The following is a 22,658-nucleotide window of genomic DNA, read 5'->3' on the forward strand; positions in this document are numbered from 1 at the left end:
GACTGCGCAGTAACAACACCGTCGCTCAAGCGACCAGGAGCAGCAACGTGGCGAAGCAAAGTTCTCAGAAATTCATCGCGCGCAACCGCGCGCCTCGGGTGCAGATCGAGTACGACGTCGAGCTCTACGGCGCCGAGAAAAAGGTCCAGCTGCCCTTCGTGATGGGTGTGATGGCCGACCTCGCCGGCAAACCTGCCGAGCCTCTGGCGCCAGTGGCTGATCGCAAGTTCCTTGAAGTGGACGTCGACAACTTCGACTCGCGCCTCAAGGCCATGCAGCCGCGCGTAGCGTTCCACGTACCGAACGAATTGACCGGCGAAGGCAACCTGAGCCTGGATATCACGTTCGAAAGCATGGACGACTTCAGCCCGGCCGCCGTGGCGCGCAAAGTCGACTCGCTGAACCAGTTGCTCGAAGCCCGCACCCAGCTGGCCAACCTGCTGACCTACATGGACGGCAAGACCGGCGCTGAAGAAATCATCATGAAGGCAATCAAGGACCCGGCACTGCTTCAGGCACTTGCCAGCGCGCCTAAGCCTGCAGGGGACCAATAATCATGACTGACAATACCGCCCGCGAAGGCAGCCAGATCCTGGGTGCCACCGAAGAAGCCAGCGAGTTCGCCAACCTGCTGCTACAAGAGTTCAAACCCAAGACCGAGCGTGCCCGCGAAGCCGTGGAAACCGCTGTGCGCACCTTGGCCGAACAGGCTCTGGCGCAAACAGACCTGGTGTCCAACGACGCGATCAAGTCGATCGAATCGATCATCGCCGCCATCGACGCCAAGCTCACCGCCCAGGTCAACCAGATCATCCACCATCAGGACTTCCAGCAGCTGGAAAGCGCCTGGCGTGGCTTGCACTACCTGGTCAACAACACCGAGAGCGATGAGCAGCTCAAGATCCGCGTGCTCAACATCTCCAAGCCGGACCTGCACAAGACCCTGAAGAAATTCAAGGGCACCGCGTGGGACCAGAGCCCGATCTTCAAGAAAATGTACGAAGAAGAATACGGCCAGTTCGGCGGCGAACCGTATGGTTGCCTGGTCGGCGACTACTACTTCGATCAGTCGCCTCCGGACGTCGAGTTGCTGGGCGAGCTGTCGAAAGTCTGCGCGGCCATGCACTCCCCGTTCATCGCTGCGGCCTCGCCGACCGTGATGGGCATGGGCTCGTGGCAGGAACTGTCGAACCCGCGCGACCTGACCAAGATCTTCACCACCCCGGAATACGCCGGCTGGCGCTCGCTGCGTGAATCGGAAGATTCACGCTACATCGGTCTGACCATGCCGCGCTTCCTGGCGCGTCTGCCGTATGGCGCCAAGACCGACCCGGTGGAAGCTTTCGCCTTCGAAGAAAACACCGACGGCGCCGACAGCTCCAAGTACACCTGGGCCAACGCCGCATACGCGATGGCGGTGAACATCAACCGTTCGTTCAAGCACTACGGCTGGTGCTCGCGCATCCGTGGCGTGGAGTCCGGTGGTGAAGTGGAAAACCTGCCGGCCCACACGTTCCCTACCGACGACGGTGGTGTGGACATGAAGTGCCCGACCGAAATCGCCATCAGCGACCGCCGTGAAGCGGAGCTGGCGAAGAACGGTTTCATGCCGCTGCTGCACAAGAAAAACACCGACTTCGCCGCGTTCATCGGCGCTCAGTCGTTGCAGAAACCGGCCGAATACGACGACCCGGACGCCACCGCCAACGCCAACCTGGCCGCGCGCCTGCCGTACCTGTTCGCCACCTGCCGTTTCGCGCATTACTTGAAGTGCATCGTGCGCGACAAAATCGGTTCCTTCAAAGAGAAGGACGAGATGCAGCGCTGGTTGCAGGACTGGATCCTCAACTACGTCGACGGTGACCCGGCGCACTCCACCGAAACCACCAAGGCCCAGCACCCATTGGCTGCCGCCGAAGTGATCGTGGAAGACGTCGAAGGCAACCCGGGGTACTACAACTCCAAGTTCTACCTGCGCCCGCACTACCAGCTCGAAGGGCTGACCGTGTCGCTGCGCCTGGTATCGAAACTGCCTTCGGCGAAAAGCGCCTAACCCACGGATGAGCTGGCTCTTCTGTGGGAGGGGGCTTGCCCCCGATAGCATCACTGGGGTGTGACTGACACACCGAGGTGCCTGCATCGGGGGCAAGCCCCCTCCCACACAAAGGCACTGCCCATTTGGAGTTACTCAAATTCAGTGGCAAGCGCCACACAGGGAGAAAACATGGCTGTTGATATTTTCATCAAGATCGGCGACATCAAGGGCGAGTCCATGGACAAGGCCCACAAGGACGAAATCGACGTACTGAACTGGAGCTGGGGCATGGCCCAGTCCGGCAACATGCACGTGGGCGGTGGTGGTGGTGCAGGCAAGGTGAATATCCAGGACCTGTCGCTGACCAAGTACGTCGACAAAGCTTCGCCGAACCTGATGATGCACTGCGCCAGCGGCAAGCACATCGACAAGGTCAAGCTGACTGTGCGCAAGGCCGGTGGTGAAAGCCAGGTCGAGTACATGGTGATCAACCTGGAAGAAGTGCTGGTCACGTCGCTGAGCACCGGCGGTTCGGGCTCCGATGATCGCCTGACCGAGAACGTCACCCTGAACTTCGCCCAAGTGATGGTTGACTACCAGCCGCAGAAAGCCGACGGCACCAAAGACGGCGGTGCAATCAAGTTTGGCTGGAACATCCGTTCCAACACCAAGCGCTGATAGCCCTGGTGGCCGTGGTCTCATGCCACGGCCACTAGCCCTGCCCCTCAGAACAATCGTCCCTCTCACAACCCGTCCGTGGAGCTGCTTTGGTGGTAACTGAAATCGCTTCCCGCGACCGTCTGCAACCGTCCTTGCTGGACCGGCTGACTGACGACGACCCAACCAATCCCAAGGAAAGCGCCGACAAACGCGTGCTGTCCCTGACCCAATTGAAAGCCTCGGTGCTGCGCGACCTTGCGTGGTTGCTCAATACCACGTCGTTGCTCGATGCCGACGCCACGCTGCACACCCCGGCCGGTACCTCGGTGGTCAATTACGGCCTACCTGCATTGGCGGGCAACAGCGTTTCCAGTGTCGATATCAAGGCTCTGGAAGCCCTGATCTACCAGGCGATTGCCACCTTTGAACCGCGCATCCTTCGCCATACCCTGCGGGTGAAGGCTCGCGTCGGCCATGGCGAGATGAATCACAACGCCCTGAGTTTCGAGATCGAAGGCGACCTGTGGGCGCAGCCAGTGCCGTTGCGCCTGTTGCTGCAAACCGACCTCGACCTTGAATCCGGCCACGTGCGCGTGGTCAATGCCGACCAGCGGAGACGCCCATGAATCCGCGCCTGCTGGAGCTGTACAACCAAGAACTGCATCACGTGCGCGAGAGCGCCGCCGAGTTCGCCAAGGAATACCCGAAGATCGCCAGTCGGCTGACGTTGTCTGGCATGGACTGCGCCGACCCGTATGTCGAACGTTTGCTTGAGGGCTTCGCTTACCTCACCGCCCGCGTACAGCTCAAACTCGACGCCGAGTACCCGACCTTCACCCACAACCTGCTGGAAATCGCTTACCCGCACTACCTGGCGCCGACCCCGTCGATGACCGTGGTGCAATTGCAGACCGACCCCGACGAAGGCTCCCTGGCCAGTGGTTTCCCGCTGCCGCGCGACACCGTGTTGCGTGCCGCCCTGGGCCGCGAAACCCAGACCTGCTGCGAGTACCGCACCGCACACCCGGTGACGTTGTGGCCGTTGCAGGTCAGCAATGCCGAGTACTTCGGCAACCCCGCCGCCGTACTCGGTCGCCTGGCCGCCAGTGAGCCGAAAGCCAAGGCCGGCCTGCGCCTGACCCTACGCACCGGCGCAGAATTGCCGTTCAACAGCCTCGACCTGGACAACCTGCCGCTGTACCTCAGCGGTGCCGACGAGCAGCCGTTCCGCCTTTACGAACAACTGCTGGGCAACGCCTGCGCGGTGTTTGCGCGCAAGCCCGGTGGCGATTGGGTTGAGCGGTTGCCCCAGGACGCACTGCGCTCCCGGGGTTTCGACGATGCCGACGCGGCTATGCCGGTCGTTGCGCGCGCATTCCAGGGCTATCGGTTGTTGCAGGAATACTTCGCCCTGCCCCACCGTTTCCTGTTCGTCGAATTCGCCGAACTGAGCCGCGCGGTCAAACGTTGCGACGGCCAGGAGCTGGAGCTGATCGTGCTGTTCGACCGTCACGAACCGAGCCTGGAAGGCAGCGTCGGCGCGGCGCAATTCCTGCCGTTCTGCACCCCGGCGATCAACCTGTTCCCGAAGCGCGTGGACCGCATCCACTTGTCCGACCGGGTCAACGAGCACCACGTGATCGCCGACCGCACACGGCCAATGGATTTCGAGATTCACTCGCTGAGCGGCATCACCGGCCACGGTACTGGGCCAGAGCAGCCATTTTTGCCGTTCTATGCAGTACGCGATCCATCCCGTTATGGCCGCGACCAGGCGTACTACACAGTGCGTCGCGAGCCGCGCGTGCTATCCAGCGACCAACGCCGCAATGGCCCACGCTCTACCTACGTGGGCAGCGAAACCTTCGTCAGCCTGGTGGACAGCCGCCAGGCGCCCTACGGCCACGACCTGCGCCAACTGGGCGTGACGGCGCTGTGCACGAATCGCGATTTGCCGTTGTTCATGAGCGTGGGCAATGGCAAGACCGACTTCACCCTCTCCGACAGCGCGCCGGTTTTATCCGTGCGTTGCGTCGCCGGCCCAAGTCGCCCGCGCGCCAGCCATGCCCATGACGCCAAGGCCTGGCGCCTGATCAGCCAGTTGTCGCTCAACTATTTGTCCCTGAGCGAACAAGGCCAGGGCGCGGGTGCCTTGCGCGAATTACTGCGCCTGTATGGCGACAGCAATGACGCCGCCCTGCAATTGCAGATCGAAGGTCTGCGCGACGTCAGCAGCAAGGCCGTCACCCGGCGCCTGCCGATGCCCGGACCGATCGTATTTGGCCGCGGTCTTGAGATCACATTGGAGTTCGATGAAAACGCGTTTCGCGGTACCGGCGTGTTCCTGCTCGGTGCGGTGCTGGAACGCTTCCTGGCACGCTACGTGTCGATCAACAGTTTTACCGAGACGGTGATCCGTACCACCGAACGCGGCGAGATCATGCGATGGAAAGCCAAGCCCGGGCGTCGTCCGACCCTGTGAGTACTTTGGATGCGATGCATCAGGAGCCCTGGGAATACGATTTCTTCCAGGCGTTGCGGCGTATCGAGTGCGAATCGCCGGACCTGCCGCGCCTGGGCCATTCCCTGCGCCTGGCAGACGACCCGCTACGCTTGGGGCAACAGGCCGATTGCACGTTCGCCCCGGCCACCCTGGCGTCGGTCGACCCCGGCGGCGATGGCAAACCCGCACGCCTGGAGCAGTTCTTCTTTGGCCTCGGCGGCCCGAACGGCCCGTTGCCGCTGCACATCACCGAGTACGTACGCGAGCGCCAGCGCAACAATGCCGACAGCACCAGCAAGCAGTTCCTGGACGTGTTCCACCACCGCCTGCTAAGCCTGTTTTATCGGGCTTGGGCCGAGGCGCGGCCGACGGTCAGCCATGACCGACCGGATGATGACTACTGGTCTGCACGCCTCGCCGCCTTAAGTGGTCGAGGCATGCCGAGTCTGCTCAACCAAGGGCTGATTCCCGACACGGCGAAGCTGCATTACAGCGGTCACTTATCAGCGCAAACCCGTTACCCAGACGGTTTGAAGGCAATCCTCGGCGAGTATTTCGGCCTGCCGGTGGAGATTGAAGAATACGTCGGCCAATGGCTGGAACTGCCAGAGCGCAGCCGTGTGAGTGTCAGCGCCAACCGGCTGGGTGTGGACTTTTGCCTGGGCAGCCATGTGTGGGACCGCCAGCACAAATTCCGTATCCGCCTGGGCCCGCTCAAGCTGGACGACTACATGGGCATGCTGCCCGGCAGTCAGCCGTTCAACGAGCTGGTGGCGTGGGTGGCCGAGTACCTGGGCCATGAATTGGACTGGGACTTGAACCTGGTTTTGCAACAACCCGAAGTACCGGCGCTGCAACTCAATGGCGAGTTCCGCCTGGGCTTTAACACCTGGCTCGGCAATCCCGAGCATGACGCCAACGACCTAATCCTGGCCCGGCATTACGCCGATCAAGCCACCACCTCAAGGAATCCAGAGCATGGGTGAAATCAGTCGCGCCGCACTGTTCGGCAAACTCAACAGCGTGGCCTACAAGGCCATCGAAGCCGCCACCGTGTTCTGCAAGTTGCGGGGCAATCCGTATGTGGAACTGGCCCACTGGTTTCACCAGTTGCTGCAACTGCAGGACTCGGACCTGCACCGCATCATCCGCCAGTTCAACGTCGAGCCGGCGCGCCTGGCCCGTGACCTCACCGAAGCCCTGGACCGCCTGCCGCGTGGCTCGACGTCGATCACCGACCTGTCGTCCCATGTGGAAGAAGCCGTGGAGCGCGGCTGGGTATACGGCAGCCTGATGTTCGGCGAAAGCCAGGTGCGCACCGGTTATCTGGTGCTAGGCATCCTCAAGACGCCAAGCCTGCGCCACGCGCTGCTGGGGTTGTCTTCGGAATTCGACAAGATCAAGGCCGAGGCACTGAGCGAGCGTTTTGATGAATACGTCGGCGACTCGCCGGAAAACGCCCTCAGCGCCAGCGATGGTTTTAACGCCGGTGTTCCAGGCGAGGCCAGCGGCGCCATGGCACCGAGTGCGATGGGCAAACAGGAAGCCCTCAAGCGTTTCACCGTCGACCTGACCGAACAGGCTCGCAGCGGCAAGCTCGACCCTATCGTCGGCCGTGACGAAGAGATCCGCCAACTGGTGGACATCCTCATGCGCCGCCGCCAGAACAACCCGATCCTCACCGGTGAAGCCGGCGTCGGCAAGACGGCCGTGGTCGAAGGTTTCGCCCTTCGCATCGTCGCCGGTGACGTGCCGCCTGCACTGAAAGACGTGGAACTGCGCAGCCTCGATGTAGGCCTGCTGCAAGCCGGCGCCAGCATGAAAGGCGAGTTTGAACAGCGCCTGCGCCAGGTCATCGAAGACGTCCAGGCCTCGCCCAAGCCGATCATTCTGTTTATCGACGAAGCCCATACCCTGGTAGGTGCCGGTGGCGCCGCCGGGACGGGTGATGCGGCCAACCTGCTCAAGCCCGCCCTTGCCCGTGGCACCTTGCGTACCGTGGCCGCCACCACTTGGGCCGAGTACAAGAAGCACATCGAGAAAGACCCAGCGCTGACCCGCCGCTTCCAGGTCGTGCAAGTTGCTGAACCGTCGGAAGACAAGGCTCTGCTGATGATGCGCGGCGTGGCCTCGACCATGGAGAAACACCACCAGGTGCAGATCCTCGACGAAGCCCTTGAAGCCTCGGTAAAGCTGTCTCACCGCTATATCCCGGCGCGCCAGTTGCCCGATAAATCCGTAAGCCTGCTGGACACCGCCTGCGCCCGCGTCGCCATCAGCCTGCACGCCGTACCGGCCGAAGTGGACGACAGCCGCCGCCGCATCGAAGCCCTGGAAACCGAGCTACAAATCATCGCCCGCGAGCATGCCATCGGCATCGACATTGGCGCGCGCCAGAGCAACAGCGAAACCCTGTTAAGCGCCGAGCGTGAGCGCCTGGCGACCCTGGAAAGCCGCTGGGCCGAAGAGAAAACCCTGGTGGATGAATTGCTCGCCACCCGTGCCACCCTGCGTGAAAAGGCCGGGGTTGTGGACAGCGATGCGGGTAACAACGAGAGCGATGAGTTGCGCGCGAAACTGGTCGATCTGCAACAGCGACTGACCTCGCTGCAAGGCGAAACTCCGCTGATCCTACCGACCGTGGATTACCAGGCCGTGGCCTCGGTGGTCGCTGATTGGACCGGTATCCCGGTGGGCCGCATGGCTCGCAATGAACTGGAGACGGTGCTTAACCTCGACCAGCACCTGAAGAAACGCATCATCGGCCAGGACCACGCCCTGCAGATGATCGCCAAGCGCATCCAGACCTCCCGAGCCGGCCTCGATAACCCGAGCAAGCCGATTGGCGTGTTCATGCTCGCCGGCACCTCCGGCGTGGGCAAGACCGAAACCGCCCTGGCCTTGGCCGAGGCCATGTACGGCGGTGAGCAGAACGTGATCACCATCAACATGAGCGAGTTCCAGGAAGCTCACACGGTGTCGACCCTCAAGGGCGCGCCACCGGGCTATATCGGCTACGGCGAAGGCGGCGTGCTGACCGAAGCAGTGCGGCGTAAGCCCTACAGCGTGGTGCTGCTGGACGAGGTGGAGAAAGCCCACCCGGACGTACATGAAATTTTCTTCCAGGTGTTCGACAAAGGCGTGATGGAAGACGGCGAAGGCCGGGTGATCGACTTCAAGAACACCCTGATCCTGCTGACCACCAACGCCGGTACCGAGCTGATTTCCCGCGTCTGCAAAGACCCGGCGAACATCCCCGAGCCAGAAGAAATCGCCAAGGCCCTGCGTCAGCCATTGCTGGAGATCTTCCCGCCTGCCTTGCTCGGCCGCCTGGTGACGATCCCCTACTACCCGCTGAGCGACGAGATGCTCAAGGCGATCACCCGCCTGCAACTCAACCGCATCAAGAAGCGCGTGGAGAATACCCACAAGGTCGCCTTCGACTATGACGACGCGGTGGTCGACCTGATCGTCTCGCGCTGCACCGAAACCGAAAGCGGCGGACGCATGATCGACACCATCCTCACCAACAGCCTGCTGCCGGACATGAGCCGTGAATTCCTCACGCGCATGCTTGAGGGCAAGGCGCTGGCGGGTGTGCGCATCAGCAGCCGGGATAATGAATTGCACTACGACTTCAGCGACGCCGAATAACGACTGTTGGAATGCGGTTTAAGTGTGGGAGGGGGCTTGCCCCCGATGGCGGTGAATCAGTCGCCTGATACCTCAACTGACACACTGCTATCGGGGGGCAAGCCCCTCCCACATTTGAACTCAGTTTCTTCAGTTATTTAGTCATTTTCGAGACGCCCGATGCTATTCAACCAAGCCTCACGCCTGGCCAAGATCACCAGCCCCCTCGGGCCGGATGTGCTGCTGCTCAATGAAATGGGCGGTGGCGAAGAGCTGGGCCGACTGTTCAACTATGAGCTGCAACTGACGTCCCTGGACGCCAACATCGACCTCAACCAGTTGCTGGGCAAGCCGATGAGCGTCGGCGTGCAACTGGCGGACGGTGGCGAGCGGCACTTCCACGGCATCGTCGCGCGTTGCAGCCAGAACATCGATCAGGGTCAGTTCGCCAGTTATCAGGTGACGCTGCGCCCGTGGTTCTGGCTGCTCAGCCGCACCTCCGATTGCCGGATCTTCCAGAACCTGAGCATCCCGCAGATCATCAAGCAGGTGTTCCGCGACCTGGGTTTTTCCGACTTCGAAGACGCCCTGAGCCGGCCGTACCGCGAGTGGGAGTACTGCGTGCAGTACCGCGAGACCAGCTTCGATTTCGTCAGCCGCTTGATGGAGCAGGAAGGCATCTACTACTTCTTCCGCCATGAACAGGACCGTCACGTGCTGGTGCTGGCCGACGCCTATGGCGCCCACACCACGGTGCCAGGCTACGCGTCTATCCCGTATTACCCCAAGGACGAGCAGCAGCGCGAACGCGACCACATGCACAACTGGCACCTGGCGCAGGAAGTGCAACCGGGCTCCCTGGAGCTCAACGACTACGACTTCCAGCGCCCCAGCGCCAGCATCGACGTGCGCTCGGCCATGCCGCGCCCGCACACCGCCGGCGACTACCCGCTGTACGACTACCCCGGCACCTACGTGCAAAGCGCCGACGGCGAACACTACGCGCGCACCCGCATCGAAGCCCTGCAAACCCTGCATGAGCAAATCGAGTTCGCCGGCAACGCGCGCGGGCTAGGTTCTGGCAACCTGTTCAGCCTCACCGGCTTCAGCCGCCAGGACCAGAACCGCGAATACCTGATCGTCGGCTGCCGCTATTACATCGTCCAGGAAAGCCTGGAAAGCGGCGGCGGCTCGGGCTCGGCGCAGTTCGAAAGCAGCCTGACCTGCATCGACGCCCAACAAAGCTTCCGGCCGCTGGCCACCACCCACCGGCCCATCGTCAAAGGCCCGCAGACCGCCTTGGTTGTGGGCCCCAAAGGCGAGGAGATCTGGACCGACCAGTACGGCCGCGTAAAGGTGCACTTCTACTGGGACCGCCACGACCAATCCAACGAAAACAGCTCGTGCTGGATTCGCGTATCGCAGTCCTGGGCTGGCAAGAACTGGGGCTCGATGCAGATTCCACGGATTGGCCAGGAAGTGATTGTCAGCTTTCTTGAAGGCGACCCCGACCGGCCGATCATCACCGGCCGCGTGTACAACGCTGAGCAGACCGTACCGTACGACCTGCCGGAAAACGCGACCCAGAGCGGCATGAAAAGCCGTTCGAGCAAGGGCGGCACACCGGCCAACTTCAATGAAATCCGCATGGAGGACAAGAAGGGGTTGGAGCAGTTGTACATCCATGCCGAGCGTAACCAGGACATCGTCGTCGAAGTGGACGAAAGTCACTCGGTAGGGCATGACCGCAACAAGAGCATCGGGCACAACGAGACGGTGACGATTGGGAATAACCGTGTGCGCATCGTCAAGCAGGAAGACATCCTTTCTGTGGGCAAGAGGAAAACCGACAGTATCAGCCAGAGCTACGTGATTGAAGTGGGCGAAAACCTACGCCTGGTCTGCGGTAAAAGCATTCTGGAGTTGAACGCCAGCGGGCAGATCAACCTGAGCGGCGTCAATATCAGCTTCCACGCCAGCGGCGATGCCGAGTTCAACACCGGCGGCGTGCTGCACCTGAACAACGGCGGCGGCCCCGGCGCCACGCCCGATGGCCAAGGCCAGAAAGGCGCCATTGACGCCAATATCAAGGCAGCGTTCCCCGCACCTAAAAGCTCCTGACGAGACCTGTTTGCCATGACGTACCGAATCAACGAATTCCAGTTTCAACTGCCCGCCAGTGAGTTGCAGGACGCGACGATCAACATCCTCAAGTTCCCCGAACTGGGCACGTCCCTGATCGTCAGCCGCAGCCTGCTGGCCGAAGGCGAAACCCTGCACAGCAACTTCAACGACCAACTCCAGCGCCTGGAAAAACAGGTGCAGGACTTGCGCTACCAACCGGGTGTCGATGTGCGCCTGGGCGCCGCTCAAGAGGTCGAAGGCATCGAGCTGCGCAGCCAGTTCAACAAGGGCAATGACAAGGTGTTCCAGTATCAGTTGGCCCTGGTGATACCGGGCACACGCAAGATGCTCGCGTTGAGTTATGTGAAGGCGGATAAGCTGGGTGATGCCGAGGCGGCGCATTGGGCGTTGATCAAGAACTCGCTGTCGTTCGACGCGCTTTGATGAGCGGCCTGCATGTCTGACGCACTTTGGGCGGCCCGGATGGGCGATGCGCTGACTCACACATCCATGATGGCCGATATCCTCGGTGGGGTGCTGGAGGTGGCGGCTAACGTGGCGATTACGGCGCTGGCAACAGCAGCAGTCGCGGCGGCTGTAGGCGTGACGATTGCCACTGCCGGTATTGGCGGCTGCATCCTTGGCGCGGTGGTGGGCATCGTGGTGGGCATGGCGATGAGCAAAACGGGGGCAGATAAAGGCCTCAGTAAGATGTGCGAGAACTTCAGCAACGCGCTATTCCCGCCCACGGTCGAAGCCACTATCGCCGTGGGGTCCACCAATACCTTTGTCAATGGCATTCCCGCTGCGCGTGCAGCCGGCTCCATTCCCTCACATGTGGCACCGGCAGGCACGGAGCTTGAACAGACACCGCCTGAACCCGACCCCATGCCGCAGCCCGAACCTGGCTTCCTGGATATGGCTGAGGGCTTCTTTTCCCAACTGTGGCGGCCGACCGTCGCCACGCCGTCTCCAGGCGTCATCCCTGCCCTCACGGACCTCGTCCTATGTGCCCGTCACCCACCGATGCCGCCGCAGCTTCTGGCCGAGGGTTCGGACAAAGTCACCATCAACGGCCAACCTGCTGTGCGCAGTGGCGACCGCAGCATGTGTGATGCGACGGTGGTGTCGTCGGGGCTGATCTCGCCGAACGTCACGATTGGTGGCGGTACCGTGGTCGTACAGGAGATTCGCAGCGGCAAGACGCCGGGTGTGGGCTTGGCGATTGAAGCGCTGATGATGTTGAAGGGGGCAAAAGGCAAAACCCTGAGCAACCTGCCGTGCATGTTGCTCAGTGGGGTGACTTCCTACGCGGTCAGCCAGGCCATGGGCGCAGCAGCCAATGCGACGATGGGGTCGCCCAACCCGGTGCATGCGGCGACTGGGGCAAAGGTGCTGGGCGGTGATACCGAGCTGGACTTTGTATTGCCGGGTATCTTGCCGATCGACTGGCAGCGTTTTTACAACAGCCGGGATGAGCGCCGCGACGGGATGTTTGGCGCGGGCTGGAGTGTCTCATACGAAGTCAGCGTAGAGATTCTGCCGCATCCGGATGGCGGTGAAGAACTGATCTACACCGACGAACAGGGTCGACGCATCAACCTGGGCTCGGTATCGCCGGGCAGTGCGATGTTCAGTGCGGGCGAAGGTTTGAGCGTTCGTCGGCACCGTAACGGGCAGTTGTTGATTGAGAGCAACAACGGGCTGTACCGATTGTTCGACAGCTCACCCACAGCCCCGTCACGTCTACGGTTGAGCCAGCTGGGAGACCGCAATGACAACCGCATTTACCTTGATTATGACCAGTCAGGGCAACTGTTTCGGCTGCGCGATACATTTGATCACGTACAGATTGAGCTGGTACACGCACTAGGCCGCGTCAGCCGTATCGATCGTGTGCGCGCCGACCAGCAACGCGAAACGCTTGCCAGCTATGGGTATGACGTAGCCGGAGAGTTGGCCGAAGTTCGCGATGCGTCTGACCAGATTCAGCGACGTTTCAGTTACGACGCTGGGCGGAGGATGGTCGAACACCAATTGCCAAGCGGACTGCGCTGCTTCTATGAATGGGGCCTGGTTGACGCCACTGAGTGGCGAGTTTTGCGACACTGGACCGATGAAGGCGATGAGTACTGGTTTGAATACGACCTGAATGCCGGCCTGACACGCATCACTGACAACCTTGAGCGTGTCAGTACGCGACTGTGGAATATCCAGCATCAAATCATCTCCTACACCGACAATCTTGGGCAGACGTGGCTCTTTGAGTGGAACGATGAGCGCCAACTACTCAGTACAACCGATCCACAAGGTGGGCGCTATGAGCTCAGCTATGACGAATCCGGCAACCTAATCGCTGAGCTGAACCCACTGGGGCATTCTCACTCAACGCTTTGGCTGGAGCATTGGGCTTTGCCTTTGGTGCAAACAGATGCTGCAGGCAACAGCTGGCGATATCGGTATGACCCGCGTGGGAACTGTGTAAGCGAAACCGATCCTCTGGAACACGTCACTCAGTACCGTTATGACGCCCATGGTCAGGTGGTGGAAATTATCGATGCGACAGGAAAGAGCAAACGCCTGAAATGGAATCACCTGGGCCAGCTCACCGAACGCATCGACTGCTCGGGCTACCCAACCCGGTTCAGCTACGACGACCGTGGCCTGCTCATGACCATTACCGATGCGCTTGGAGAGCGCACTCAGTTCAGTTATGACATGCAAGGCAGATTACTTCGCAGTCAACTGCCCGATGACCGAAGTGTTCACTACCAACGAGATGCCAGTGGCCAGCTGGTGAGTTACACCGACCCCGACGGTCACTCCACTTACTACGAGCGTAACCGCCGAGGCCAGGTCCGTCTGCGTGTGGACGCTCATGGTCGCCAGGTGCATTTTGCTTATGACGCCTATGGTCGATTGCAAACACTCACCAACGAAAACGCGCAGAGCTATCGATTTGCTTGGGATGCAGGGGACCGACTGACAGAGCAGTACAACCTGGATGGCAGTGTGCGTCGTTATCGCTACGGTGCTCTGGACAAAGTCGCCGTTGTTGAGGCTGTTCCTGCGGCCTATGGCAACGGCTTGGCGCTAGTCTCCTCTGAGCCGCAGGCTCCCATCGTCCATCACCTGGAGCGCGACGCCGTCGGGCGCCTGACTGCCAAAGTCACCAGCGATGCGCGCACTGAATATTGTTATGACGCCTTGAACCAACTGACGACTATCAGGATGGTTGACCGCCAAGACCGCGAACATCTGTTGAGCTTTGCCTATGACGCACTAGGACAACTGGTGGAGGAGCACAATACTGCCGGAACCTTGCGCCATCGCCATGACGAACTTGGCAATCTGATACAAACCCAACTCCCCGACGGACGCTGGGTCAATCGGCTTTACTACGGCAGCGGACATTTACATCAAATCAATCTTGATGGCCGAGTCATCAGCGACTTTGAGCGTGATCGTTTGCACCGTGAAGTATTAAGGACTCAAGGCCAGCTCAGCACGCGCAGCGAGTTTGATCGTGCTGGGCGATTGCGCTCACGCCAGCGCATATTTTCCGCTGCGCTCTCGCCGTTCCCGAGCGCCGATCAACGTCAGTTTGAATATGATCCAAGCGATAATCTGATCGGTCGGCTCGATCAGCATTCGGGCCGACAACGCAGAAACTTGCTGCATTACGACGCTACCCACCGAATCATTGCCAGCCAGGACAGCCTGGGTGGACAACGTGAAACGTTTGCCTACGACGCTGCAGCCAATTTACTCGATGGTCCAGCCACAGGTGCCGGGCTTGTCGTTAATAACCAACTGCTCACCTATCAAGACAAGCGATACCGCTATGACGGGTTTGGCAGGCTGATCGAGAAGCGTAGCGCTAGCCGAGGCGCACAGCACTTCAGCTATGACGCAGAACATCGCTTGGTTGAAGTCGTCAATCAAAGCAGCGCCGGCCAAACCATTGTGCGCATGACTTACGACCCGGTGGGACGACGGGTCGCCAAGTGTGAATATGACAGTAACGGCTACGTCCTTGGGGAGACCCGCTTCACATGGGGCGGTTTGCAATTGCTGCTTGAGAACCGTAACCAGCAGACCAGCCTGTACTTATACGAAGGCAGTGGCTACCAACCGTTAGCACGCGTTGACGGTGTAGGTACGTTGTCGAAAGTGCGTTATTACCACAATGACCTCAATGGCCTGCCCGAACTGCTGACCGAGTCCAACGGGCATGCACTATGGCAGGCCAGTTACCGGGTATGGGGTAATACGGTAGAAGAAATCCGGGAACCTTATTACATCGAAGAACAGAACCTGAGGTTTCAGGGGCAGTACTTCGATCGAGAAACGGGACTGAATTACAACACGTTTCGATTTTATGACCCCGACATCGGCCGGTTCACCACGCCTGATCCGATAGGGTTGGCGGGAGGAATCAATCTTTACCAGTATGCGAAAAATCCTGTCGGATATATCGATCCGCTAGGCCTGACGCCAGTTGACGCTCCTGGCTACAACGTATACGGCCTGTATGATCTGGACATAAATGGTAAGCCTGTCGGCGACCCCTATTACGTGGGCATCACCAACGACCTTGATCGAAGAACGGCAGAACATGTTGACTCTGGAAGGCTGACCGGAACGAGAAAAACCGGTTTGATCCCGATTGATGAGGACATCACTTATGGGAAAGCCAGGGGTTATGAACAAGCCTATATCGAACGCTATCAAACCAAGAACGGGATAATCGGCGAAAGCCCATCGGCCACCAACCGAGGCAATAAATACAACTCCTTCGATCACGACAACACCACGCGTGAACGAGGTCGCCATAAGTACTTTACAGATGCCTATAACAGCAAAAATTCCGGCCCAGGAAAAAGAGGAGGAGGAAAATGTCGTTGAGTAATTTCAAATTATTCGGCTGGGAAAAAAAGCCAAGAACGGTACTGCGCTCAATCAAGCCTGGGGATGTCTTCTGCTTTGAAGTGAGTAAAGGCCGTTACTGCTTCGGACGGATAATTGCCAAAGTCAGCGTCGGACACACTGCAGAAATTTATGACCTGTTTCTGCCTGAACCCACTGTTTCGGAGCAACAGATAAGCGCCGCAAAGAGAATAATTCCACCCGTTGTGCTGGACAGTTATGGTCTGTTCGATAAAAAAATATCGGGCGAGTGGCGAATCATCGGTTCAGGCCCCGAATTTATCCCTGGCGACGTAGAGAACTTTTATTTCGTTTATGGTGCAGAAGAAAACCGTAAAAAAGTCGACATATTTGGCAACACCAGCCCTGTCTCAAATGCTGCGTCACAGGACTACCCCGCCTACAGCCCAAAACAGGACGATCAAATAAAGTTCATGCTTGGCGCTTAGTTTCAATGGTACCCCCACAAAAAATGGGCACCCGACCCAGTCGGCGTGCCCATTTTTCCTACCACCCCGCCCCCTGTCGAGACGGCACTGCAATTACGCGTTAACAGTGTCTTTCAGCGATTTACCCGGTTTGAATGCAACGGTATTGCTCGCCTTGATTTTCACAGGCTCACCGGTTTGCGGGTTTTTGCCGGTGCGGGCGCCACGATGGCGTTGCAGGAAGGTGCCGAAGCCAACCAGGGTGACGCTGTCCTTGCGGTGCAGGGCGCCGGTGATTTCTTCGAGAACGGCGTTGAGGACGCGGTTGGCCTGTTCTTTGGTGAGATCTGCTTTTTCAGCGATGGCGGCTGCGAGTTCTGGTTTACGCATGTGTGAAGCCTCTTTGACGGTTTTTTGTTGTTATGTCCGTGCTGCTCTCTTCTGGAGCAGCGCCCAAAGCGCCGCAGGCTCTACTCTGCGGCAGACGGGAGTGAGGATGGCATGCCCTCGCACGCTCCGCCAGTCTCGCGGCGACCTTTCTGAGGGTAGGAATGTGCTAATTCCGACAGAACGACCGGCATTTACGCCAGCAAAGGTGGAAGTTCTTTGTTGAGGGCCAGTTTTTCCATCACCGCCGTGCCCGTCAGCGCATAACCCAGCAGGCGACCGCTGGCGTCGCGGCACAGGGCCTTGATGTCGGCGCCCTGGCCTTCGACGCTCCAGACGCCTTCGGAGCCCCTTGGCGGCGGCGAAACCACCAGCGGGCAGACCGGGGTTTTCACGGTGACGGGCATCGGGCCGTAGCTGACGGCGGTGGCATTGCCGGCCAGGGTTTGGGCCAGAGCGCGGGCGCAGGTCATCAGAGGCATGACGTACAGCAGGTTCAGGCCGTCGACCTCAGCGCAGTCGCCCAGGGCGTAGATGTTGGCGTGGGAGGTCTTGAGGTGACGGTCCACCATGATCCCACGGTTGATTTGCAGGCCCGCGGCGGCAGCCAGGTCGATACGTGGGCGCAGGCCGATGGCCGAAACGACCAGATCGCAGGGAATCACTTCACCGTCAGAAAGGTGCGCTTCCAGCCCGTCCGCCGTGCGCTGCAGGCGGTTGAGCACCGGCCCCAGGTGGAAACGCGCCCCCAGGCCTTCCAAGCCAGCTTGTACAGCGGCAGCGGCTGCCGGGTGCAGCAGGGTTGGCATCACTTGCTCGCACGGAGCGACCAGGTCGATTTCATACCCGCCAAGGATCAGGTCATTGGCGAATTCACAGCCGATCAAGCCGGCGCCGAGCAGCAGCACGCGGCGTTTGCCAGCAGCGGCAGCGCGAAAGCGTGCGTAGTCTTCAAGGTCGTTGATCGGGAAAATCAGTTCCGCCGCGTCGCCTTCAACCGGGACGCGTACGGTTTCTGCACCCCAGGCCAGGATGAGGTCACGGTAAACCAACGCTTCCTCGCCGATCCACAGGCGTTTGTGGCCCGGGTCGATGCCGCTGACACGGGTGTGAGTTCGCACTTCGGCCTTGAGTTGCTCGGCCATGGCGCCCGGCTCAGCCATGCTAAGGCCGTCGGCCTCCTTGTTTTTGCCAAAGCCGGTGGAGAGCATGGGCTTGGAGTAGGAGCGCCCGTCATCTGCGGTGATCAGCAGCAAGGGGGTTTCGCTGTCGAGCTTGCGAAACTCCCGGGCCACGTTATAACCGGCCAATCCTGTGCCGATGATCACGACAGGTGCGTTCATTCCTTTCTCCTTGTAATACGTTTCTTAAATTCGGGATTAAGCGATTTCGATCATTTCGAAATCCATTTTGCCCACGCCGCAATCCGGGCACAGCCAGTCTGCAGGGACATCTTCCCAACGAGTGCCGGGCGCAATGCCGTCATCCGGCCAGCCGTCGGCTTCGTTGTAGATAAGGCCACAGACGATACATTGCCACTTCTTCATTACTTGCTTCCTCAGGTTCAGGCGTCTTGGCCGGCGTTCGTTGGATCCAGCGTTGCCGCGCGGCTCAGGGCGTTTTGTACTGATCGGGGCCGGCAGATGCAAGCGCGATCGACGCAAGGTGCCGGTTGAGCCCGGCAAAAGCCCAGGGTGCCATGGTAAGCTCGCCGCCTCTTTTGCTGCCAATACTGACTCACCGTGCCGCACTCAATCGCCCTCCCCGATGCTTGCCAATGGCTGATCCAGAGCCGTTTGAGCCCTCTGCCTACACCATTGACCCTCAATTGGCTGTTCGATGACGGCTCGCTGACACGGCGGCTGACAGGGCTGTCCAACGACGGTTTCAGCGTAACGCCACTGTTAGAAGGCTGGCAGCCGCTGCGAGACGACGAGTGCGCCGCGCTGGACTTGGCCCCGGCCACTGTCGGCTGGGTGCGCGAGGTGTACTTGCGTGGGCACGGTCAGCCGTGGGTGTTTGCCCGCAGCGTGGCGGCGCGCAGTGCCTTGCAGGGCGATGGGCTGCACATGGATGAACTGGGCAGCCGCTCCCTGGGCGAGTTGCTGTTCTGCGATCAAGCCTTCACGCGCCAGGCAATCGAGGTGTGCCATTACCCACGGCAATGGCTGCCGACAGCCGATCAGGCGGATGGGCTATGGGCACGCCGCTCACGTTTTGATCGTGGATCGCTAAGCGTGTTGGTAGCGGAAATCTTCCTGCCGGACTTCTGGCACGTGCTGCATGAACATCCGGAGAACTGCTGATGTACCAACGTCTGCTCAAATCCCTGAACCGCCTGAACCCGAGGGCCTGGGACTTCATTCAGTTGACCCGGATGGACAAGCCCATCGGCATTTACTTGCTGCTGTGGCCGACACTCTGGGCGTTGTGGATTGCGGGCAAGGGTTCTCCCTCTTTCATCAATATTGTGATTTTCGTGTTGGGCGTGGTGCTGACCCGGGCGGGCGGCTGTGTGATCAATGACTGGGCTGACCGCAAGGTCGATGGCCATGTGAAGCGCACCGAGCAGCGCCCGCTGGTGAGCGGAAAGATCAGCTCCAAAGAGGCGCTGGTGTTTTTTGCGGTGCTGATGGGTATCAGTTTCCTGCTGGTGCTGCTGACCAACGCCACCACGATCCTGTTATCCCTTGGTGGATTGGCGCTGGCGGCGAGCTACCCGTTCATGAAGCGCTACACCTATTACCCGCAGGTGGTGCTGGGCGCGGCGTTCTCCTGGGGGATGCCGATGGCCTTCACCGCCGAGACCGGCAGCCTGCCCGCTGCTGCGTGGCTGTTATATATCGCCAACCTGCTGTGGACGGTAGGCTACGACACGTATTACGCGATGACCGACCGTGACGACGACCTGAAGATTGGCGTGAAATCCACCGCGATCCTGTTTGGCGATGCCGACCGCGTGATCATCCTGACCCTGCAAAGCCTGGCGCTGGTATGCCTGTTGCTGGCGGGGACGCGGTTTGAGTTGGGCGGATGGTTCCATCTGGGGCTGCTAGCTGCGGCGGGGTGTTTCGCTTGGGAGTTCTGGTACACCCGCGACCGGGACCGCCTGAAATGCTTCAAGGCGTTTTTGCACAACCACTGGGCCGGGTTGGCAATTTTTGTTGGGATTGTGGCGGATTACGGGTTTCGATGAGGGGCCAGGCCCCTCACCGAGAGTGGCCTGAATCAGGGCTTGGCGACTTGCCAGGCGCCGTCCATTTTGCCGTCGCCGGTCATGTCGCCGGCCTTTTTATCCATGACGAAGGTATAGAGCGGCTTACCGTTGTAGGCCCACTGGCTCTTTTGGTCATCACGGGTGATCACAGTCCATTTGCCCATTGGCTTGTCGGTAGACTCGGCCATCAACGGCGGCCAGTTAGTCGCGCACTTGTCGTTGCACATGGATTTGCCATCGGCATCCTTGGCAAAGGTATAAAGCGTCATTTCCTTGTGATCCACCAGCATCCCGTCTTTGGTCATCGCCGGCTCCGCCGCGAACGCCAGGGTCGGCAGCGTCAACGCGGCCGTTACCAGCAGGGCTTTCCAGGAAACAGTACGGTAAGTCATAGGAACCTTCCTTTTGTGGTTGTCAGGATTCGGACCCAAAGGGTAGTCCAGAGTGCCGTGATTTGCCCAAGCGACTAAATTACTGTCACACGACTGCAATAATTCCGTTATCTAATGCGGCGCAAGACAGTTAAATGACAAGAGGATTTTTGAGCATGGTTGGCAGGAGCATTCTGATTGTTGACGACGAAGCGCCCATCCGCGAGATGATCGCCGTTGCGTTGGAAATGGCCGGCTATGACTGCCTGGAGGCTGAGAACTCCCAGCAGGCCCATGCCATTATCGTCGACCGTAAGCCGGACCTGATCCTGCTGGATTGGATGCTGCCTGGCACTTCCGGCATCGAACTGGCCCGCCGCCTCAAGCGTGATGAACTGACCGGGGATATTCCGATCATCATGCTCACCGCCAAGGGCGAAGAGGACAACAAGATTCAGGGCCTGGAAGTGGGCGCTGATGACTACATCACCAAACCCTTTTCCCCACGGGAGTTGGTAGCGCGTCTGAAGGCGGTATTGCGCCGCGCCGGCCCGACCGATGGCGAAGCGCCGATTGAAGTCGGCGGTCTGATTCTCGACCCGATCAGCCACCGCGTCACCATCGACGGCACACCGGCCGAGATGGGCCCGACCGAATACCGCCTGCTGCAATTTTTCATGACCCACCAGGAACGCGCCTACACCCGTGGCCAGCTGCTGGACCAGGTGTGGGGCGGCAATGTGTATGTGGAGGAGCGCACCGTTGACGTGCATATCCGCCGCCTGCGCAAAGCCTTGGGCGACGCCTACGAGAATCTGGTACAAACCGTGCGCGGCACTGGCTACCGGTTCTCCACCAAAAGCTGAGCCAACCCTTCTACTTCCTTAGCAGCTGACAAGGACGCATGTTTAAGTGAACCAGAACTGGCATGGCACCCTGATCCGCCACATGCTTCTTTTGATCACCGGCTGCCTGTTGGTCGGGCTGATCAGCGGCTACTACGGCTGGAGCCTGGCCATCGGCATCGGCCTGTACTTGGGTTGGACCCTCAAGCAACTGCTGCGTCTGCACGAATGGCTGCGCCAGCACAAACCCGACGAAGCACCACCCGACGGCTACGGCCTGTGGGGCGAGGTGTTCGACAGTATTTACCACCTGCAACGCCGCGACCAACGGGTACGCGGTCGCCTGCAAGCGGTGATCGACCGGGTGCAGGAGTCCACCGCCGCGCTCAAGGACGCGGTGATCATGCTCGACAGCGACGGCAACCTGGAATGGTGGAACCGCGCCGCCGAGACCCTGCTGGGCCTCAAAACGCCCCAGGACAGCGGCCAGCCGGTGACCAACTTGGTACGCCACCCGCGCTTCAAGGAATACTTCGAGCAGGACAACTACGAAGAAGCCTTGGAAATCCCCTCGCCGACCAACGACCGTGTGCGCATCCAGCTGTACCTGACGCGCTATGGCAACAACGAGCACCTGATGCTGGTTCGCGACGTAACGCGCATCCACCAACTGGAGCAGATGCGCAAAGACTTCGTCGCCAACGTCTCCCATGAACTGCGCACGCCGTTGACGGTGATCTGCGGCTATCTGGAGACGCTGCTGGATAACGTCGACGAGATCAACCCACGCTGGAGCCGTGCCCTGCAGCAGATGCAGCAACAAGGCTCGCGCATGCAGACCCTGCTCAACGACCTGCTGTTGCTGGCCAAGCTTGAAGCCACCGATTACCCCTCGGACAATCATCCGGTGGCGGTGCAAAGCCTGTTGCAGACCATCAAGAATGACGCGCAGGCCCTTTCCGGCGAGCGCGGGCAGCAGATCAGCCTGGAAGCCGACCCACAGGTGTTGCTCAAGGGCAGCGAAGGCGAATTGCGTAGCGCGTTCTCCAATCTGGTGTTCAACGCCGTGAAGTACACGCAGGACAAAGGCGCCATCCGCATCCGCTGGTGGGCCGACGAGCAAGGCGCGCACCTGAGCGTGCAGGACTCCGGCATCGGCATCGACGCCAAGCACTTGCCTCGCCTGACCGAGCGTTTCTACCGTGTCGACTCCAGCCGCAACTCCAACACCGGCGGCACCGGGCTGGGCCTTGCCATCGTCAAGCATGTGCTGCTGCGCCACCGAGCGCGCCTGGAAATCAGCAGCGTGCTGGGACATGGCAGCACCTTTACCTGCCATTTTCCGCCGGCGCAGATGACCCGTTCGCGGCTTGTCGGAAATGACGAATAACTCAAACACAGCACAAAACCAAATGTGGGAGGGGGCTTGCTCCCGATGGCGGTGCATCAGTATCAGATATGCTGACTGACACACTGCTATCGGGAGCAAGCCCCCTCCCACAATTGGAATTGTGCTGTTTCGAATA

Annotated in this window: 19 protein-coding genes; 15 read left to right on the top strand and 4 right to left on the bottom strand. The window is 60.1% G+C overall.

Annotation, left to right across the window (positions count from 1 at the left end):
- The first annotated feature begins 47 nt into the window (after positions 1 to 47).
- The 11 genes from tssB (at position 48) to CKW32_RS14130 (ending at position 16,333) form a co-directional block, all read left to right on the top strand.
- Positions 48 to 554 (top strand): type VI secretion system contractile sheath small subunit, encoded by a 507-nt coding sequence (tssB, locus tag CKW32_RS14080; protein WP_010207547.1) that lies wholly within the window; start codon positions 48 to 50, stop codon positions 552 to 554.
- A gap of 2 nt (positions 555 to 556) precedes the next feature.
- On the top strand, positions 557 to 2,053 hold the full coding sequence (tssC, locus tag CKW32_RS14085; RefSeq protein ID WP_032884437.1) for a type VI secretion system contractile sheath large subunit: 1,497 nt from the start codon (positions 557 to 559) through the stop codon (positions 2,051 to 2,053).
- A gap of 171 nt (positions 2,054 to 2,224) precedes the next feature.
- Complete coding sequence (locus tag CKW32_RS14090) at positions 2,225 to 2,713, top strand: type VI secretion system tube protein Hcp (protein ID WP_017735732.1); 489 nt, start codon at positions 2,225 to 2,227, stop codon at positions 2,711 to 2,713.
- 92 nt (positions 2,714 to 2,805) lie between these two features.
- On the top strand, positions 2,806 to 3,321 hold the full coding sequence (tssE, locus tag CKW32_RS14095; protein WP_005792513.1) for a type VI secretion system baseplate subunit TssE: 516 nt from the start codon (positions 2,806 to 2,808) through the stop codon (positions 3,319 to 3,321).
- Positions 3,318 to 5,177, top strand: a complete 1,860-nt coding sequence (gene tssF / locus CKW32_RS14100; RefSeq protein WP_095185221.1) for a type VI secretion system baseplate subunit TssF — start codon at positions 3,318 to 3,320, stop codon at positions 5,175 to 5,177. The genes tssE and tssF overlap by 4 nt, the downstream gene beginning before the upstream one ends.
- Positions 5,141 to 6,184, top strand: a complete 1,044-nt coding sequence (tssG, locus tag CKW32_RS14105; protein ID WP_095185222.1) for a type VI secretion system baseplate subunit TssG — start codon at positions 5,141 to 5,143, stop codon at positions 6,182 to 6,184. The genes tssF and tssG overlap by 37 nt, the downstream gene beginning before the upstream one ends.
- A complete protein-coding gene (tssH, locus tag CKW32_RS14110) occupies positions 6,177 to 8,852 on the top strand; it encodes a type VI secretion system ATPase TssH (RefSeq protein ID WP_095185223.1) in 2,676 nt (891 codons plus the stop codon). The genes tssG and tssH overlap by 8 nt, the downstream gene beginning before the upstream one ends.
- Before the next feature lie 159 nt (positions 8,853 to 9,011).
- Entirely contained in the window at positions 9,012 to 10,952 is a 1,941-nt protein-coding gene (locus CKW32_RS14115; RefSeq protein ID WP_095185224.1) for a type VI secretion system Vgr family protein, read from the top strand.
- A gap of 15 nt (positions 10,953 to 10,967) precedes the next feature.
- A complete protein-coding gene (locus CKW32_RS14120) occupies positions 10,968 to 11,399 on the top strand; it encodes a DcrB-related protein (RefSeq protein WP_032884442.1) in 432 nt (143 codons plus the stop codon).
- Positions 11,400 to 11,411: 12 nt separating this feature from the next.
- Positions 11,412 to 15,863 (top strand): RHS repeat-associated core domain-containing protein, encoded by a 4,452-nt coding sequence (locus tag CKW32_RS14125; RefSeq protein ID WP_095185225.1) that lies wholly within the window; start codon positions 11,412 to 11,414, stop codon positions 15,861 to 15,863.
- A complete protein-coding gene (locus tag CKW32_RS14130; protein WP_095185226.1) occupies positions 15,854 to 16,333 on the top strand; it encodes an Imm26 family immunity protein in 480 nt (159 codons plus the stop codon). The genes CKW32_RS14125 and CKW32_RS14130 overlap by 10 nt, the downstream gene beginning before the upstream one ends.
- A 93-nt stretch (positions 16,334 to 16,426) precedes the next feature.
- On the opposite strand, the gene CKW32_RS14135 is transcribed toward CKW32_RS14130, so the two are convergent.
- From CKW32_RS14135 to CKW32_RS14145, 3 genes are all read right to left on the bottom strand, one after another.
- Positions 16,427 to 16,702, bottom strand: coding sequence for an HU family DNA-binding protein (locus tag CKW32_RS14135; protein WP_003176958.1), 276 nt, complete (start codon positions 16,700 to 16,702; stop codon positions 16,427 to 16,429).
- Between the two features lie 191 nt (positions 16,703 to 16,893).
- On the bottom strand, positions 16,894 to 18,042 hold the full coding sequence (locus CKW32_RS14140; RefSeq protein ID WP_095185227.1) for an NAD(P)/FAD-dependent oxidoreductase: 1,149 nt from the start codon (positions 18,040 to 18,042) through the stop codon (positions 16,894 to 16,896).
- Between the two features lie 36 nt (positions 18,043 to 18,078).
- Positions 18,079 to 18,246 carry a rubredoxin gene (locus CKW32_RS14145; RefSeq protein WP_032884447.1) on the bottom strand — a complete coding sequence of 56 codons (168 nt, stop codon included), beginning with the start codon at positions 18,244 to 18,246 and terminating at the stop codon, positions 18,079 to 18,081.
- A gap of 195 nt (positions 18,247 to 18,441) precedes the next feature.
- Here CKW32_RS14145 and CKW32_RS14150 point away from each other — a divergent pair, with 195 nt between their 5' ends.
- Both CKW32_RS14150 and ubiA read left to right on the top strand, forming a co-directional pair.
- Positions 18,442 to 19,005 (top strand): chorismate lyase, encoded by a 564-nt coding sequence (locus tag CKW32_RS14150; RefSeq protein WP_095185228.1) that lies wholly within the window; start codon positions 18,442 to 18,444, stop codon positions 19,003 to 19,005.
- The gene (ubiA, locus tag CKW32_RS14155; protein ID WP_032884449.1) at positions 19,005 to 19,895 is read left to right on the top strand and encodes a 4-hydroxybenzoate octaprenyltransferase; all 891 of its coding nucleotides are present in this window, start codon (positions 19,005 to 19,007) and stop codon (positions 19,893 to 19,895) included. Before CKW32_RS14150 ends, ubiA begins: the two co-directional genes overlap by 1 nt.
- 32 nt (positions 19,896 to 19,927) lie before the next feature.
- Here ubiA and CKW32_RS14160 read toward each other — a convergent pair whose 3' ends face one another.
- Positions 19,928 to 20,308 (bottom strand): hypothetical protein, encoded by a 381-nt coding sequence (locus tag CKW32_RS14160; protein ID WP_095185229.1) that lies wholly within the window; start codon positions 20,306 to 20,308, stop codon positions 19,928 to 19,930.
- A 155-nt stretch (positions 20,309 to 20,463) separates the two neighbouring features.
- Between CKW32_RS14160 and phoB the strand changes: the two genes are divergently transcribed.
- Both phoB and phoR read left to right on the top strand, forming a co-directional pair.
- Positions 20,464 to 21,153: a phosphate regulon transcriptional regulator PhoB gene (gene phoB, locus CKW32_RS14165; RefSeq protein WP_032884451.1), complete on the top strand. Its 690-nt coding sequence runs from the start codon at positions 20,464 to 20,466 to the stop codon at positions 21,151 to 21,153.
- Between the two features lie 82 nt (positions 21,154 to 21,235).
- Positions 21,236 to 22,522, top strand: a complete 1,287-nt coding sequence (phoR, locus tag CKW32_RS14170; RefSeq protein ID WP_185168236.1) for a phosphate regulon sensor histidine kinase PhoR — start codon at positions 21,236 to 21,238, stop codon at positions 22,520 to 22,522.
- The last annotated feature ends 136 nt before the right edge of the window (positions 22,523 to 22,658 follow it).

Origin of the sequence: Pseudomonas sp. Irchel 3H9 (genome assembly GCF_900187495.1) — a bacterium.
In the GTDB taxonomy this organism is placed as follows: Bacteria; Pseudomonadota; Gammaproteobacteria; order Pseudomonadales; family Pseudomonadaceae; genus Aquipseudomonas; species Aquipseudomonas sivasensis.

Excerpts from the sequence above, each read along its gene's own strand:
- CKW32_RS14130 (WP_095185226.1), top strand. The coding sequence starts at position 15,854 with ATGTCGTTGAGTAATTTCAAATTATTCGGCTGGGAAAAAAAGCCAAGA.
- CKW32_RS14145 (WP_032884447.1), bottom strand. The coding sequence starts at position 18,246 with ATGAAGAAGTGGCAATGTATCGTCTGTGGCCTTATCTACAACGAAGCC.
- CKW32_RS14115 (WP_095185224.1), top strand. The coding sequence starts at position 9,012 with ATGCTATTCAACCAAGCCTCACGCCTGGCCAAGATCACCAGCCCCCTC.
- CKW32_RS14120 (WP_032884442.1), top strand. The coding sequence starts at position 10,968 with ATGACGTACCGAATCAACGAATTCCAGTTTCAACTGCCCGCCAGTGAG.
- phoB (WP_032884451.1), top strand. The coding sequence starts at position 20,464 with ATGGTTGGCAGGAGCATTCTGATTGTTGACGACGAAGCGCCCATCCGC.
- CKW32_RS14125 (WP_095185225.1), top strand. The coding sequence starts at position 11,412 with ATGTCTGACGCACTTTGGGCGGCCCGGATGGGCGATGCGCTGACTCAC.
- CKW32_RS14140 (WP_095185227.1), bottom strand. The coding sequence starts at position 18,042 with ATGAACGCACCTGTCGTGATCATCGGCACAGGATTGGCCGGTTATAAC.
- tssC (WP_032884437.1), top strand. The coding sequence starts at position 557 with ATGACTGACAATACCGCCCGCGAAGGCAGCCAGATCCTGGGTGCCACC.
- CKW32_RS14090 (WP_017735732.1), top strand. The coding sequence starts at position 2,225 with ATGGCTGTTGATATTTTCATCAAGATCGGCGACATCAAGGGCGAGTCC.
- ubiA (WP_032884449.1), top strand. The coding sequence starts at position 19,005 with ATGTACCAACGTCTGCTCAAATCCCTGAACCGCCTGAACCCGAGGGCC.
- CKW32_RS14160 (WP_095185229.1), bottom strand. The coding sequence starts at position 20,308 with ATGACTTACCGTACTGTTTCCTGGAAAGCCCTGCTGGTAACGGCCGCG.
- phoR (WP_185168236.1), top strand. The coding sequence starts at position 21,236 with ATGCTTCTTTTGATCACCGGCTGCCTGTTGGTCGGGCTGATCAGCGGC.
- tssG (WP_095185222.1), top strand. The coding sequence starts at position 5,141 with ATGGAAAGCCAAGCCCGGGCGTCGTCCGACCCTGTGAGTACTTTGGAT.
- tssH (WP_095185223.1), top strand. The coding sequence starts at position 6,177 with ATGGGTGAAATCAGTCGCGCCGCACTGTTCGGCAAACTCAACAGCGTG.
- tssF (WP_095185221.1), top strand. The coding sequence starts at position 3,318 with ATGAATCCGCGCCTGCTGGAGCTGTACAACCAAGAACTGCATCACGTG.
- CKW32_RS14135 (WP_003176958.1), bottom strand. The coding sequence starts at position 16,702 with ATGCGTAAACCAGAACTCGCAGCCGCCATCGCTGAAAAAGCAGATCTC.